Below are 14937 nucleotides of genomic sequence, written 5' to 3'. Positions count from 1 at the left end.
AACTTTTCTGTAGATTTGATAACGAGATTAAGGGAATTACTAAAATAGGTAGAGATAAGTTTTTTAAAGCTTTTTACTGCCAAAGTATTGATAACAGAGGGATGTTATAAAAGAAAGGAGCTCCTTACCTAAAAGCAAGAAGAGGCGAATCGCTCTGTATTTTGTATAATATCTATATCAGAGTTTATTCTTGTTTATGTGAGCTATAAAGGTAATAATTTGCTTACAAAATAGAACTTTATTAGTAGTAAAAAATGTTAATCAAACTGACAAAATAACTGTAAACATTTTTTAGGACGTGACAAGCTGAATAAGAGATGTTTAAATATCTAATAACAATTTTTTCCCCTTTTATAAGAATTATTATTTTTTTGTACTATCTTTGCATTAAATTCTTATAGATTCAGAGAGCTAAGTCAATAATGAGTATCACAGAATTACATAAAGATATAGGTACTTCAAAAGATAACAAACAAAGTCCTATTCATAATTGGTATAGATTTACAGCAGGTTTTTCATATAAATTAGTAGATAAAATAATAGAGGAAGAAAATTTATCTAAAGGAGATAGTATATATGAGAGCTTTGCAGGGTGTGGAACTACACTTGTTTCAGCTCAGAAAAAAGGGATTTCTGCCTATGGTAATGAAGGACAAGAACTTTTGTTTGATGTGATACAAGCTAAACTAAATTGGGATATTGATAAGAATTTAATAGAATCAGTATTAGCTGATATAAAACAAAATATTTTCAATAAAGGGAATCACACAAAAGTATATCATAAATTATTAGAGTCCTTATACACTAAAGAAAATCTTTTTGAATTATATTTTATACGAGATTATATACAAAGCTTGGATGAGAAAACAAAGTTATTTTTAAAATTAGCATTGACTCAAACACTACATAAAGTAAGTGTACATCCAATAGCCGTACCTTATATATCCAGAAGTAAATTTTTGAAAAATGAATTGTCTGGATTACAAATGTTTGAAAAAACAGTTAGAAAAATGTTAGATGATTTAGATAGTTATCAGAATATACCTAAAACTACTAATATTTTTCATCACGATTCTCGGAAAACAAATTATAACATAGATAGTAATAGTTGTTCAATATGTATAACATCTCCTCCTTATTTAAATAACTTAGATTATGGAGAAGTCTCAAAAGTCTGTTCTCATTTTTACGGGATAACCGATAATTGGAATGATATAACAGAAAAAGTCAGAAAAAACTTAGTAACAGGAGCAACTACCCACTATAAAGAGGCTGACTTTCAACTTGAAGAATGGAAAAAGAATCAGTTTTATATAGAGAATAAAAATGTTATTGATAATCTAATGCCTGATATTCTTAAAATAAAAGAGATTAGTAAAAATAAAAAAGGTAAAAAGAGTTTTGACATTTTAGCTCTACTATATTTTGAAGATATGTATAACGTCTTGTTAGAAATGAGACGAGTTTTAAAACAAAGAAGTAAAGCATATCTTGTATTGGGAGACTCTGCTCCTTATGGCATATTTATTGATACAACTAAATTATTAGGAGAAATTGCTCTAAATAGTGGCTTCAATAAATATAATATTGTAAAAATCAGAGAAAGGGGTACAAAATGGACTTCTTTAAAAAATAGGCATAGTTTGAAACTATCAGAAAACATCTTAATACTTGAATAGAAATAGTAACATATTAGAATATCCTAAACTTCCTATCTTGTCTGATGAGGAAGCGGGAAAACAATTTTCTAAATGGTCTTATGTGAATATCTATTCTTTAAAGGATTTAAAAGACATTTATCTGATAAGCCGTCTAGTTAAAGAAAAGACAGTAAAAAATATAACCAAAAAAAGAAATGAACTAATGTATAAAAATGAGGTATGGGGAGAGAGAAAAATATTAGAGTATCTCAATGCTTTAGTTAAATTTGATATATTAGATTCAGATTATAATTCATATACTTCTTTTTTTACTAATGGTCAATTAAATGAAGAATTGACTGAGGAAAATGTAAAGGTTCTAAGAAACATTTTTTTTAAATATTTCAGATTTAAAGAGCTTTCTTCTTGGTTCATAAGTCCAGACCCTTCATTTCATAAAACATTTAGTTCTTTAACTGAAGAAGATTATATCTATAATTCCAATCTTTTGTTTTATTATAGTGAAAGAAAACGGTTTACCGATACATTTTTATATGATAAATATGAAAAGAAGTTTATTATTGAAAATGATGTGTTAATGCGATTTTGGGATGTTTTCTTGAAATGGGGAACAACATTAAAAATTTTAGAGAAGTTTAATTTATCTGCATTGGAAAATGATATGTTTGCAGATATTTCTAACAAGAGTTTATCAGTAGCGTACTTTATTAAACCTTTTAAAGAATTTGATTTGATAAAATTTCTTCTGAAAGAATTTAATACAAAATATATTTGGATGCCTGAAGTGATTTTTAGAATAGCAAGAACATATAGATACGCTATCCCCGACATCAAGGAATTTGTTATTTCAATGATAAGAGAAAAAGATGAATTGACCTATGAAAGGACTTCTGAAATTTTTCTAATAAAAGGTAAAAATACACAAAAGGCAATAGATATGGCTACCTATCTATTTCCAAAAATGAATGATAGTTATATTTCAACTTTAATATTACGGCAATGAATTTAGAAGATAGAGTAAAACATTTAATGAAGGAAAAAGATAAAAGATATGATAAATTTCTTTTAAGCTTTAATCCTTTTCCTAAATCAGGAACTGCTAATACAAATGAATCAAGTGAATTAACAAAAGCTTTGACTCCTATTGATGTTGAAGTCAAAAAGGAAATAGATAATTATGTTTATGATTCTTTGTATTCGGGCAATGAGGAAGACCATAAATTAGTATGTACTATAACAGGTGATTATGGTACAGGGAAGACACAGCTGTTGTTATACGCTAAGTACTTAATCCAATCTTTACCAAGAAAAGCTTATGTGATATACATAAACAACCCTGAGAATAAATTATCAAAATTGATAGGTTCTATTATTGAACAAATAGGACAAGAACAATTCAAAAAATATTTATGGGATTTTATATTAACAAAAATAAAATCTGATGAGAATGGGTATAAAAAAATGTTAGAGGACTTTTTTCAAGAAAGTAGGAAAAATACTATTTTTTCAACTTCAGAGGAAGAAAATCTATTTTCCACAGAAAATGAGGTTAGCCATAAAGCTTTTTTAGATGTTCTCTTAAAAAAATTATACACTAAAGAACAGAGACGAGATTTCAACTCATTGTTAAAGGATATTATCATAAAAATCCTCTTGGATAATAATGAAAAAGATGGAACTATAGCTAACTATTTTTATGATTTAATTTCAGAAGATGTAGGCATTAGTAAAACGTGGGATGTAATAACTTCTGGTGGAACTAACTTAGAGAGTAGAGTTGTAAAACTTCTTAATGCTATTATTACCATAATTCAAGCTCAAGGTTTTGAAAGATTTTACATTTTGGTAGATGAATTTGAGGATATAACTTCAGGTCGTTTAACAAAAAAAGAAATAGATAATTATTCTCATAGCCTGAGAACACTAATTGATAAAGAAAGACGCTGGTGTTTGCTAATAGCAATGACAGCTACAGCTCTTAAAGAATTGACAACTATTTCTCCTCCTTTAGTGGATAGACTAAAAGACAGAGAAATTCGTATCACAAGATTAACTAAAGAGCAAGCTAAACAAATTATTATAAACTACTTAAACCTTGCACGTGAGGAGGAAAATGATAAAAAAGGAACTTTTTTCCCTTTTACTGAAGAGGCAATAGCTTTGATTAATAGTGAATCTGAGGACTTACAAAGGCTGGTTTTGAGAAAAAGCTACTATATATTAGAGAGGGCTGTAGAAGAAACATCAATATCAATAATAGATGAGAATTTTGTAAAAAAACTTTTGAACTCTAAATAGTTATGGAAATGAATCCTCCTATAGATGACAATTTTAGAATAAAAATAGCATTAGATACTCAAATATTAGCCTATTGGGTTGATAAAACGTATCCTAATCTTTGTTTATTCATTGAAGAGCTTTCCAAAAGCCCGTTTGTTGATATTATTTGTTCTCGCTTTGCTATATACGAATTTGTTGGCATTAGAAAAGTAGAGCACTATCTTCGTTGCTTAATTTATAAACCGACTGAGAATGGTGCAAAACCTAATTTTACTTCGGCATTAAAATATAAAAATGAATTTAATAATCCCGAAATCCCTTACTCAAAGGTGTTTCCTGAAATAAAAAAAGCAGTAGAGAATGAATTAAAACAGATAGATGATTTGTTAGATATAGATTGTGATACTCTTACTTTTCCTAATGAGTTGTGGGAACCTCATCAGGATTTGGTGCTATCTACACGAATCTCAAAAGAAGATAGTCTTCTATTGATGTCAAGTATATTTAATGATGAACTTAAAAAAGAAGATTACTTGGTTCTACTAACAAATGATAAACAATTTTATGATGCTATTGAAGAGGAAAGTGGTGAAATCTTTCAAAAGCATAACCTAACTAAACCTAAAGTTTATTCTTTAAAAGAAATGAACATAGAAGGAACTACAATCAATTTAGTTAGTGATAAAAAGGAAGAAGAAATTATAAAAGATTTTACTACAAAATTTATTTTAGAACGCATAAAAGAGAAAAACCAAAAATTGTATATAGGTAAAGTGAAGCCGTGTCCTAAAACATATAAAGGGAAATTATTGTGTTTTGGTTTAGAAGCAGACACTTTAGGAAACAATCTTTATCTAAGTGTCTTATCTAAAAACTTGGAATATCTGTATAATATAAAGGTAAAAGGTGGGCTAACTAATTTTCGTTATGGTAAAGGGAATGAAATAGAAGATTATCCATACAGCCCTATTGAAAATAAAAATGACAAAGGAGAAGATATTTCACGAAATATATCAGTGGAAATAAAGGAAAATGGAGATTATTTAAGTGAAGAAGATTATTCAAAAATCTCACAAACAGGAGATTTAGTTTTTATCCACCCAGACACATTCAATTAAACAAATAAAAAAAGAGGCTATCGTTTTGGATAGCCTTTTGCATTTTATTAGCGTGTTAATTTGTCTAATATAGAAGCAAGTAAGAGTGAGTATTCCCTCAATAGTAACTATCTTTATTTCTTATTGTGAGGAATGACTAATTTTGTAAGGTAAGTCCATATTTAGATGCAAGTCTATTAACCACTACATACGAATCTTCATACTCTTCAAAAGGAGTGTTACGTGTTTCTATTTCATCAAGAAAAGCCATTAATCTTGGCGTCATTTCAATAGGCTGAGGTATGTCTTCTTCTTGAATAAAGGGTACATTTAAAGACTTTATAAAATCTTTTATTGAATTTAGTTTATCTATATCAGAGGTAGCAAATGTTACAGCTGTTTCCATAGTCAAATATTTTTAAGAGTTAATATAGATGCAAAAAAAACACTACTTAAAAAAGTAATGATTTTTTAATTTTCTCACTCTACTCTTGAAGGGAAATATCCTTCAGAAAATGTACTCTTTTCAAATTGTTGGGAAAATGTCGGCTAAATTAGCCTATAAAAAAATACAACCCTTTGAAATTCAAAAGGTTGTATTGAAAATTCGTACTCGGAGCGGGACTTGAACCCGCACAGGCATTGCTGCCCACTGGATTTTAAGTCCAGCGTGTCTACCGATTCCACCATCCGAGCCTATAGACATAAAAAAAGAGCGAAAAACGGGGTTCGAACCCGCGACCTCAACCTTGGCAAGGTTGCGCTCTACCAACTGAGCTATTTTCGCTTTTTGTATCTTCAATAAAATTGCATCTGATTTATCCCTCATTTGCGGTTGCAAAGGTACTACTTTTTTTATTTCCTGCAAATTTTTTACGAACTTTTTTTCATATTTTTTTTATCAAAAATCGTAACTTACATTCTTTCAGGAACTTGTATTCCTAACATTTTAAATGCTTCTGCTATTATTTCGCTTATTTTTCTGCATAAAGCTACCCTAAAATCTAACTTTACAGGGTCTTGTTCTCCCAAAATGGATACATTTTGATAAAATGAATTGAAATCTTTTACTAAATCATATACATAATTAGCTACTAAAGCAGGACTGTAATTATCGGCGGCATCTTGTACTACTGCAGGAAACTGACCTATACTCCTCAGTAATGTCTTTTCTTTTTCGTGTAATTCGGTAGGCAAATTTGTTACTTGGGGTTTGCCTATGGCTACTTCATTGTACTTGCGCAAAATAGACCTGATACGAGCATAGGTATATTGCACAAAAGGTCCTGTATTTCCTTGAAAATCGATAGATTCTTTAGGGTCAAATAAAATGCGTTTTTTAGGATCTACCTTTAGTATATAGTATTTCAAAGCTCCTAAGCCGATTGTGCGATACAATTCTTCTTTTTGCTCTTCAGTATAGCCATCGAGCTTGCCAAGTTCTTGCGAAATCTCTTTGGCAGTTTGTTGCATTTCACTTATCAAATCATCGGCATCTACTACAGTACCTTCACGACTTTTCATCTTGCCGCTAGGTAGGTCTACCATTCCGTAGCTGAGGTGATATAGCTTGCTTGCCCAATCATAACCTAATTTTTTCAGGATAAGGAACAATACTTTGAAGTGATAATCCTGTTCATTACCAACTGTATAAACCATTCCTTTTACATCAGGATAGTCTTTTACGCGCTGGGTAGCTGTACCCATATCTTGGGTGATATACACTGATGTACCGTCTGAACGAAGTACTAATTTTTCATCAAGCCCATCAGCGGTGAGGTCGCACCATACAGAACCGTCTTCTTTTTTGAAGAACACGCCTTTAGCTAACCCTTGCTCTACGATGTCTTTCCCTAATAAATAGGTATTGCTTTCGTAGTAATTAGAGTCAAAATCTACGCCTAAGTTCTTATATGTAACCCCAAAACCATCATATACCCAGCTATTCATCTTTTTCCAAAGCGCTAATACTTCGGCATCACCAGCTTCCCATTTGCGTAGCAATTCTTGAGCTTCAAGGAATATAGGGGCTTGCTTTTCAGCCTCTTCTTTGGTTTTTCCTTCGGCTATCAATTGCTCTATTTCGGTTTTATAAGCTTTATCAAAAGCTACATAGTAGTTTCCTACTAATTTATCGCCTTTTAGCCCTGTACTTTCGGGTGTTTCGCCATTGCCAAAACGCTGCCAAGCAATCATCGATTTGCAAATGTGTATCCCTCGGTCGTTGATAATTTGGGTTTTGTACACCTTGTGCCCAGCAGCTTTGAGTATTTCGGCTACTGAATAGCCCAAAAGATTATTGCGTATGTGCCCCAAGTGTAATGGTTTATTGGTATTGGGCGATGAATATTCCACCAAAAGTGCCTCTTTGCTATTGGGAGCAGCCAAACCATACTGAGGATTATCTTTTATATCATTCAAAAAATTAATATAATAACTATCGGCTATTACAAGGTTTAAAAATCCTTTTATTACATTGAAATCGCACACTAAATTTGGTGCGCTCTGTTTTATATGCGCTCCTATTGCCTCCCCTATTTGCTGTGGATTGCCTTTTACTTGTCGTAACATTGGGAAAATAACAATGGTCATATCACCTACAAAATCTTTTTTTGTAAGCTGAATTTCAACATTTTCTAAAGTTACTCCGTATAGTGTTTCTACAGCTTTTACTGCATATTCTTTTAATGTATCTTGTAATTTCATCTTTTCAATTTTTAGCTAAGAAAGTGCAAAGATAATAAATTAATCTGTTATTTTGGCAGTATTATTGCCTGCTGTGCAAATTTTCCCTTAATTTTTCGGCATATTCAGCTATTACTTGTTTATCAAAATAAGGTTCTTCATCTATGTGTAGTAGCACAGGCAGTTGAGTTTTGTGTAGTATAAATGACTCGGTTGAGGGATTGGGCGTACCACTGAATACTATACCGTGTATATTTAAACCTCTGTTTTTCAGTGCTTCGTAGGTAAGCAATGTATGGTTGATACTGCCTAAATAGTGTCGTGATACTAATACAATTTTATCGGTAGGCAAAAGGAGGTCAATCATTGTATCGTCTTCGTTTAGCGGCACAAAAAGTCCGCCAGCAGCTTCTATTACCAAATGGTTATCGGTTTTGGGGCGCACGATATTGGCGAGGTCTATACGAATACCATCTATGGCAGCCGATAGGTGCGGACTTGCGGGAGTATTGAGTGCGTAGCTATTGGGGTGGAAAACAGTGTGCTGATTAGAAATCAGTTTTCGCACTTTGTCGGTGTCAGAATTGTGTAAATCACCTGATTGCACAGGCTTCCAATAGTCGGCATTAAAGGCTTCGGTAAAAATAGCCGAAACAATAGTTTTTCCTACTTCGGTAGAAATACCTACTACAAAATAAGTGTCTTTCATAGTTAATGTTAGTTTTAGGCTGCAAAGATACAAAATAATGATTAATTCGCCGACTTTCTTTCGGTGCTTTATCCTTCGTCACATACTCGGCTGTGCCAGCTCGCCGACTTTCCTTCGCTTATCCTTCGCTTATCCTTCGCTTATCCTTCGCTCAACCTTCGGTGAGAGTATACAATGGGATTTGTGGTCATTAAACATTATTTTGTATCTTTGCAGTAAAAATTAAATAGGCGTATATGAAACAAATATTTACAGCTATTTTATTAAATTGCTTTTTTTTAGGGTTTTCAAATGATTTTATGATAAAAGGAAAAACTGTTCAACACGGAAACCCTGTACACAATGTAGAAGTAGTTTTATACAGCTCAAATTCCGTTGCCTTAAAGAGCACTCTTACAGATGTGAATGGCGTTTTCAGTATATATGCTCAAGAAGGTGATTATACTATTGAATTTAGGCAATTGGGTATTGTGTTTCTGAGGAAGCTTATAAAAGTAGATAAAGACATTAACTTGAGTGAGATAGAAATAAACACCACTCAGCAGCTCAAAGAAGTAGTAGTTTCAGGCAAAAAGCAAGTGTTAGAGCAAAAAACTGACCGACTGGTGTTTAACGTTGAGAACTCAGTGATGGCAAGCTCTGGCACTATGCTCGACGCCCTAAAAGCCACCCCCTCATTGGTAGTGGATAACGACAAGATAAGCGTCATCGGCAAAAGCACTATGCGGGTGATGATCAATGACCGCCTTGTGCAGATGAGCGGTTCAGAACTACAAACTTACCTCAGCAGTCTTTCCGCCACCGACATCAAAAGTATAGAGGTAATTACCACTCCACCCGCTAAATATGATGCTGAGGGCAAGGGCGGACTTGTCAATATAGTACTAAAAAAGAAGTTATCAGATTCGTGGAACGACCAACTCTGGGCGCGCTACTCGCAAGCTACCTACGCCTTACTGAGTGTAGGGAATACCTTTAATTTTAAACAGGGTAAATGGAACTTAAGTGCTTCGTTTAATGGAACTGTAGGAGATATAGGAGCTGTAATTACTTCTGAGCAGTTTTATCCTACAGAAAACTGGAGAGAACGCAAAAGAGCTAAATTAAAAAACGATAATATTTCAGGGCGTTTTGGGGTAGACTATGAGCTAACAGAGAAAGCAAGCATAGGAGGCATTTATTCAGGCTACTACCTTAAAAATAAAGAAGAGGATTGGGGGGTGACTGCTATTAGCCACAATAGTTATCCTTTAGGAACTATGAATAATAAAGGGGTAGAGGATAAAAACAATTCAAATCACGCTATGAACTTACATTATATTCAAGAATTGGATACTTTAGGAAGAAAACTCATTGTAGAAGCGGATTATTTTACCTATAACACCAACTCAGATAAGGATTTTAGTTCTTTTAGAATAGGTAATCGCATCAATTCATACCATACGCTGAACCTCAGTGAGCGCAATATTAATAATTACAGTGCAAAAGTAGATATGGAGCATCCATTTCAGTGGATTAAACTGTCATACGGAGCAAAATACGCATACACAAAAACATTCAATAGCTTGAAATACTATGATTTACTCACTACACCGCCTACTTATTTGGCTATGTCAAGTAATGCTTTTGATTATAAAGAGTCGATACAAGCACTATATATCAATGCTGAAAAGGCTCTTTCTGAGCGTTGGCAATTGCAGGCAGGATTACGCTTAGAGCGCACTATTACTGAGGGTACGCAGCAAGCTACAGGACAACACAATAAACGAGATTATACTCAGCTATTCCCTACCCTATATTTTAATTACGCAGCCAATGAGGATAATGAATTTAATTTTGGCTATAATAGAAGGTTAGAAAGACCTGCCTTTTGGGAACTTAATCCCTTTCGTATGTACATCAACGCTTATGCCTCAGAAGAAGGAAACCCTGATTTGCTCCCTGAAATTAGCAATAAGCTTGAGGTGAAGCATATTTATAAAAGGAAGTTCATAAGTGAATTTTTCTTTTCCTTAGATGAAGATGGTTCTGGACAATATGGGCGTGCCGATATTCTTACACAAGAACAACGTACACTCAGAGGCAATTATTATAAAAATTACACCTATGGTTGGAAAGAAACCCTCTTATGGCAAATAACACCTTGGTGGAATACTACTAATATGATAACTTTGTACACTTACGATGGAAGGTATTCCAATGGTTTTGATGCTTATACGGTAGGTACAGAATTTGTAAGCGGTTGGAATTTTCAGTTTTACACTCAACATAGTTTTACGCTCAATAAAGCAAAAACCTTGCGAGCAGAATTAACGACAGTGTGCAATAGTCCGCAAAATAATCTTATCTATAAAACAAATACCTACACTTTTGTAAATGCAGGCTTGAAAGCATCATTGCTTAATAATAAACTGAAACTTACACTTACCATTAGAGACATCTTTGATGATGCAACCCCTTATAAGATAGGATATTCAGGAGAAATGAAGCAAATATACCACGTTAATTTTGATAGCAGGCAATTCCAATTTGGGTTGAGTTATAATTTTGGCAATAATAAGGTACGTGTACGTCAAAAGGAGTTTAGTAACCAAGAGGAACAAGACAGGAGTTAGGTTGTATCTGTTACGTCCTAAAAAAGGTTTACAGTTATTTTGTCAGTTTGATTAACATTTTTTACTACTAATAAAGTTCAATTTTGTAAGCAAATTATTATCTTTGCAGCAAATTAGAAATTAGAAAAAGTAATTTAAACAAATGAACTACGTAGAATACGATTTCACTATTACTCCGACAAGTGAAACTGCTGCTGAAATATTGGTGGCTGAACTTGCCGAAGTGGGCTTTGAAAGTTTTGTAGATACCGAAAGGGGGCTATTGGCTTATGTGCAAGAACCTCTTTGGCATAAGGATATTCTAAATGATATATACTTACTGCAAAACTCTGATTATCACATTACTTATAGCTATAAAACTATACAGCAGGTAAATTGGAACGAGGAATGGGAAAAGAATTTTAGTCCAATTACAGTGGGCGACCTTTGTACGGTGCGGGCTACCTTTCACGAGGCTGCCAATACTCCTTACGAAATTATTATAGACCCTAAAATGAGCTTCGGCACAGGACACCACGAAACTACATATATGATGCTGCAATTTTTGCTAAAAGAAGACCTTAGCCATAAAAAAGTGCTGGATATGGGATGCGGAACGAGTGTGCTGGCTATTATGGCTGAAAAACGAGGGGCTACCGATGTTACGGCTATTGATATAGACGAATGGTGTGTGGAAAATTCTGCTGAAAATATAGCTCGCAATGCGTGTAAGCATATACAAGTGCTTTTGGGCGATGCAAGTGCGCTCGCACAATTCAATCATTTTGATTTTATTATTGCAAATATCAACCGCAATATTCTTCTTTCGGATATATCTTTGTATACCAATGTTTTGGCTGATGAGGGCATTTTATTGCTCAGTGGTTTTTACGAAAGTGATATGCCTGCTATTGTAGAAAAAGCTAAGGAGTGTGGTTTATCGTTTGTTGAGAATATAGAACGCAACAACTGGGTGGCTGTAAAGCTGAAAAAAACAAAATAAATGGGTACTTTTGCTGATAAAATTATTGATTTTAACACTCACCTAAATTACGAAGATGCGCTTCCTGAAGGATTTGCGGTGCTAAATCCTTATGTGGATAACCCTGAAGCTGTACGGGTAATGGAGCTTTTTTACCGAAAGTTTTATAATGACAACCACAAGCGTTATTTTATTATTGGTATCAACCCCAGCAGGCACGGAGCGGGGGTTACGGGGGTGCCTTTTACTGATACAAAACATTTGGCATCGGATTGTGGTATTGTTATGCAAAACGCTCATACACACGAGGTTTCTTCGGTTTTTATGTATGATATGATACAGCAATACGGAGGGACTGCTTCTTTTTACCATAATTTTTATATCAATTCGCCCTTTCCGCTGGCTATTATACGACAAACAGCACCTAACAAGTGGGTAAACGCTAATTATTACGATGATATGGCTCTTTTTGAGAGTATAAAAGGCTATATGTGTGCTATTTTACAGAAAAATATAGCAATGGGCGTATTTACCGAAAAGGTTTTTGTGTTGGGAAAAAAAAATGCTACTTTCCTTGAAAAGCTAAATAAAGAAGTAGGTTTATTTGATGAGATGGTGGTTTTGGAGCATCCGCGTTATATACAACAATATAAATCAAAAGAAAAACAACTGTATATAGATAAATTCTTAAAAAGTTTTTGCGATATATTGTAATTTGATGATTATTTAGTATCTTTGCCATTGAATTGAAAACACTTTTGAAAAACACTAATATACAATGAAAAAATATACTGATACGGGCAAGAAAGATACCCGTAGTGGTTTTGGGGCTGGGCTTGCAGAACTGGGGCGTAAAAACCCTAATGTGGTGGCATTGTGTGCTGACCTGATTGGCTCACTGAAAATGGAAAAATTTATTGAGGAGAATCCTACTCGTTTTTTCCAAGTGGGTATTGCTGAAGCTAATATGATGGGTATTGCTGCTGGACTTACTATCGGTGGAAAAATACCTTTTACAGGTACTTTTGCTGCCTTCTCTACAGGACGTGTGTATGACCAAATACGACAATCGATTGCTTATTCAAATAAAAATGTAAAAGTTTGTGCCTCACACGCAGGACTTACTTTGGGCGAAGACGGGGCTACTCATCAAATATTAGAAGATATTGGGCTGATGAAAATGCTGCCTAATATGGTGGTTATCAACCCTTGCGACTATAACCAAACCAAAGCTGCTACTATAGCTATCGCTGATTATCAGGGACCTGTATACTTGCGATTTGGACGTCCTGCTGTGGCTAACTTTACTCCCGAAGACCAATCATTTGAGATAGGAAAAGGTATTTTACTGAATGAAGGTAGTGGTGTAACTATCGTAGCTACAGGACATTTGGTGTGGGAAGCCCTATTGGCTTGCGAAGAATTGGAACAAAAGGGCATTTCGGCAGAGGTAATCAATATTCATACTATCAAGCCTTTAGATGAGGAAATTATCTTGAAATCGGTGCGAAAAACTAAGGCTATTGTTACTTGTGAAGAGCATAATTACTACGGTGGTTTGGGCGAAAGTGTCGCTCGTGTGCTCACTCAGCACTATCCTGTACGTCAAGAGTTTGTAGCTGTGAATGATACTTTTGGAGAAAGTGGTACTCCAGCACAATTGATGCAAAAATACGGCTTGGACAAAAATGGTATTTTAAAAGCTGTAGAAAGGGTGATTAATAACAAATAATAAATGGCTTATGCTCTTTAATATATTGAAAATCATTACTATATAATACAAAAAACTTTGCCAAAGACAAGATGCTTTGGCAAAGTTTTTTATTTTAAATAGCATTTTGTATGCAATTTATTTAATCTGAGGCTTTTTGTTCTTTATTGAAATAGAGTAGATAATAATACATTTGCTTTTCTTCGTCCCAACCTTTTTCTATAAACTTATCTGCGGACTGAGGGTTGATAAAGTCCATACGTATTTGTATATGTGTATCTAAATCAATCACATTCTTTATCTTCTTGCGTACATCTGTAACGGCTTTGTTGGCGATTGGGAAAGTAGATACATCTTCTATTTGGTATTTAGGTCCTTTTTCTTCCTTATAATGCTTAAATTCGGGAATGAGCTCAGGGTTCTCAAATACTTCATTTACAAATGCTGTTTCTTCAAAATCGTCATTCTTAGCAAAGTAATTAATAGCTCTATTCATAAAAAGTACCTCTTCCTTTTTGTCCTCAGCTGGTAAGATTACATCTTTTGCAAAATCCTGACTGAATTTTAGGTACTTTTTAGTATAAAAATTCTCGTCTATAAGGGCATCTACATTTAGGAAGTTTTCAAGCCAATACTTGGTGTCGTAACGATTGCTATCTATTGACAATATCTTATAACCGTCTTCTTTATTGACATTGAAAATAATACAACCTTTATCCAATCGTTGTAGGTTTACCCCCTCCTGAATAAGTATCTCTAACTGACTATCTTGCTCTTCAAACTGCAAAAAGCTATTCTTTACTTCCGATTTAAAAATTCCTACAGCTTTTACCTTTTCATTATCTAAATAAGTGTCGTGCAAGAGTGCCACATACACCTCACCATTCTTGATATGTGGGTGATTAGATTGATTGTACAAATGTTTGGCTATTTTTTGTGATTGTTCGTGAATAGTACTTTCATCTTCAAAAATAGCTGTAACCAACTGATAAAGCTCATTAAACTCTACATCGGCTTCGTGCACAAAGTGAAAATAATTTTGTTCTTTTTCACGAAAAGGCTTGAAAAAATACTCTTTCAACAAACCTATAATTTCATCATTCAAAGCATAGGGCTGTGCAGAGAGGAACAAAGGCTCGCCCTTGCTCTGGTTACCCACCCTATGTACTGATAAGGTTTCTATATTTGTAGTATATAAATTCAGCATATTATTTTAGG

Annotated in this window: 12 protein-coding genes and 2 tRNA genes; 8 read left to right on the top strand and 6 right to left on the bottom strand. The window is 33.8% G+C overall.

The genetic code is table 11. The features are described 5' to 3' along the window. Window positions 1-422: 422 nt before the first annotated feature. Genes HMPREF9075_RS05890 through HMPREF9075_RS05875 form a run of 4 tightly spaced genes read left to right on the top strand, consistent with a single transcriptional unit; the run spans window position 423 to window position 5059 of the window. Complete coding sequence (locus HMPREF9075_RS05890; protein ID WP_009415573.1) at window positions 423-1679, top strand: hypothetical protein; 1257 nt, start codon at window positions 423-425, stop codon at window positions 1677-1679. Continuing rightward, on the top strand, window positions 1672-2664 hold the full coding sequence (locus HMPREF9075_RS05885; protein WP_009415572.1) for a hypothetical protein: 993 nt from the start codon (window positions 1672-1674) through the stop codon (window positions 2662-2664). Before HMPREF9075_RS05890 ends, HMPREF9075_RS05885 begins: the two co-directional genes overlap by 8 nt. Beyond that, window positions 2661-3959 carry a BREX system ATP-binding domain-containing protein gene (locus tag HMPREF9075_RS05880; RefSeq protein ID WP_009415571.1) on the top strand — a complete coding sequence of 433 codons (1299 nt, stop codon included), beginning with the start codon at window positions 2661-2663 and terminating at the stop codon, window positions 3957-3959. The genes HMPREF9075_RS05885 and HMPREF9075_RS05880 overlap by 4 nt, the downstream gene beginning before the upstream one ends. Before the next feature lie 2 nt (window positions 3960-3961). Beyond that, window positions 3962-5059 (top strand): hypothetical protein, encoded by a 1098-nt coding sequence (locus tag HMPREF9075_RS05875; protein WP_009415570.1) that lies wholly within the window; start codon window positions 3962-3964, stop codon window positions 5057-5059. A 136-nt stretch (window positions 5060-5195) separates the two neighbouring features. Here HMPREF9075_RS05875 and HMPREF9075_RS05870 read toward each other — a convergent pair whose 3' ends face one another. From HMPREF9075_RS05870 to bioD, 5 genes are all read right to left on the bottom strand, one after another. Continuing rightward, entirely contained in the window at window positions 5196-5444 is a 249-nt protein-coding gene (locus HMPREF9075_RS05870; protein WP_009415569.1) for a hypothetical protein, read from the bottom strand. Window positions 5445-5648: 204 nt separating this feature from the next. Further along, window positions 5649-5734: transfer RNA gene (locus HMPREF9075_RS05865), tRNA-Leu, on the bottom strand. Window positions 5735-5752: 18 nt separating this feature from the next. After that, window positions 5753-5825, bottom strand: a tRNA-Gly gene (locus HMPREF9075_RS05860). 128 nt (window positions 5826-5953) lie between these two features. Further along, the gene (gene argS / locus HMPREF9075_RS05855; protein ID WP_009415568.1) at window positions 5954-7744 is read right to left on the bottom strand and encodes an arginine--tRNA ligase; all 1791 of its coding nucleotides are present in this window, start codon (window positions 7742-7744) and stop codon (window positions 5954-5956) included. A gap of 61 nt (window positions 7745-7805) precedes the next feature. After that, window positions 7806-8432: a dethiobiotin synthase gene (bioD, locus tag HMPREF9075_RS05850; protein WP_009415567.1), complete on the bottom strand. Its 627-nt coding sequence runs from the start codon at window positions 8430-8432 to the stop codon at window positions 7806-7808. A 236-nt stretch (window positions 8433-8668) separates the two neighbouring features. Here bioD and HMPREF9075_RS05845 point away from each other — a divergent pair, with 236 nt between their 5' ends. The 4 genes from HMPREF9075_RS05845 to HMPREF9075_RS05830 all read left to right on the top strand — a co-directional run bounded on the left by HMPREF9075_RS05845 (window position 8669) and on the right by HMPREF9075_RS05830 (window position 13740). Continuing rightward, window positions 8669-11047: a TonB-dependent receptor domain-containing protein gene (locus tag HMPREF9075_RS05845; protein ID WP_009415566.1), complete on the top strand. Its 2379-nt coding sequence runs from the start codon at window positions 8669-8671 to the stop codon at window positions 11045-11047. Window positions 11048-11189: 142 nt separating this feature from the next. Next, on the top strand, window positions 11190-12029 hold the full coding sequence (gene prmA, locus HMPREF9075_RS05840) for a 50S ribosomal protein L11 methyltransferase (protein WP_009415565.1): 840 nt from the start codon (window positions 11190-11192) through the stop codon (window positions 12027-12029). Further along, window positions 12030-12722, top strand: a complete 693-nt coding sequence (locus tag HMPREF9075_RS05835) for an SMUG2 DNA glycosylase family protein (protein ID WP_009415564.1) — start codon at window positions 12030-12032, stop codon at window positions 12720-12722. A 64-nt stretch (window positions 12723-12786) separates the two neighbouring features. After that, window positions 12787-13740, top strand: coding sequence for a transketolase family protein (locus HMPREF9075_RS05830; RefSeq protein ID WP_009415563.1), 954 nt, complete (start codon window positions 12787-12789; stop codon window positions 13738-13740). A gap of 121 nt (window positions 13741-13861) precedes the next feature. Here the strand turns inward: HMPREF9075_RS05830 and HMPREF9075_RS05825 are convergent, their stop codons facing one another. Then, entirely contained in the window at window positions 13862-14926 is a 1065-nt protein-coding gene (locus HMPREF9075_RS05825) for a nucleoid-associated protein (RefSeq protein ID WP_009415562.1), read from the bottom strand. Between the last annotated feature and the right edge of the window lie 11 nt (window positions 14927-14937).

Source organism: Capnocytophaga sp. oral taxon 332 str. F0381, assembly GCF_000318275.2.
In the GTDB taxonomy this organism is placed as follows: Bacteria; Bacteroidota; Bacteroidia; order Flavobacteriales; family Flavobacteriaceae; genus Capnocytophaga; species Capnocytophaga bilenii.
The sequence above is the reverse complement of the archived record's forward strand: the minus strand, read 5'-3'. Positions and strand labels throughout refer to the sequence as shown.

Excerpts from the sequence above, each read along its gene's own strand:
- HMPREF9075_RS05825 (WP_009415562.1), bottom strand. The coding sequence starts at position 14,926 with ATGCTGAATTTATATACTACAAATATAGAAACCTTATCAGTACATAGG.
- HMPREF9075_RS05875 (WP_009415570.1), top strand. The coding sequence starts at position 3,962 with ATGGAAATGAATCCTCCTATAGATGACAATTTTAGAATAAAAATAGCA.
- argS (WP_009415568.1), bottom strand. The coding sequence starts at position 7,744 with ATGAAATTACAAGATACATTAAAAGAATATGCAGTAAAAGCTGTAGAA.
- HMPREF9075_RS05835 (WP_009415564.1), top strand. The coding sequence starts at position 12,030 with ATGGGTACTTTTGCTGATAAAATTATTGATTTTAACACTCACCTAAAT.
- HMPREF9075_RS05870 (WP_009415569.1), bottom strand. The coding sequence starts at position 5,444 with ATGGAAACAGCTGTAACATTTGCTACCTCTGATATAGATAAACTAAAT.
- HMPREF9075_RS05845 (WP_009415566.1), top strand. The coding sequence starts at position 8,669 with ATGAAACAAATATTTACAGCTATTTTATTAAATTGCTTTTTTTTAGGG.
- prmA (WP_009415565.1), top strand. The coding sequence starts at position 11,190 with ATGAACTACGTAGAATACGATTTCACTATTACTCCGACAAGTGAAACT.
- HMPREF9075_RS05880 (WP_009415571.1), top strand. The coding sequence starts at position 2,661 with ATGAATTTAGAAGATAGAGTAAAACATTTAATGAAGGAAAAAGATAAA.
- HMPREF9075_RS05830 (WP_009415563.1), top strand. The coding sequence starts at position 12,787 with ATGAAAAAATATACTGATACGGGCAAGAAAGATACCCGTAGTGGTTTT.
- bioD (WP_009415567.1), bottom strand. The coding sequence starts at position 8,432 with ATGAAAGACACTTATTTTGTAGTAGGTATTTCTACCGAAGTAGGAAAA.
- HMPREF9075_RS05890 (WP_009415573.1), top strand. The coding sequence starts at position 423 with ATGAGTATCACAGAATTACATAAAGATATAGGTACTTCAAAAGATAAC.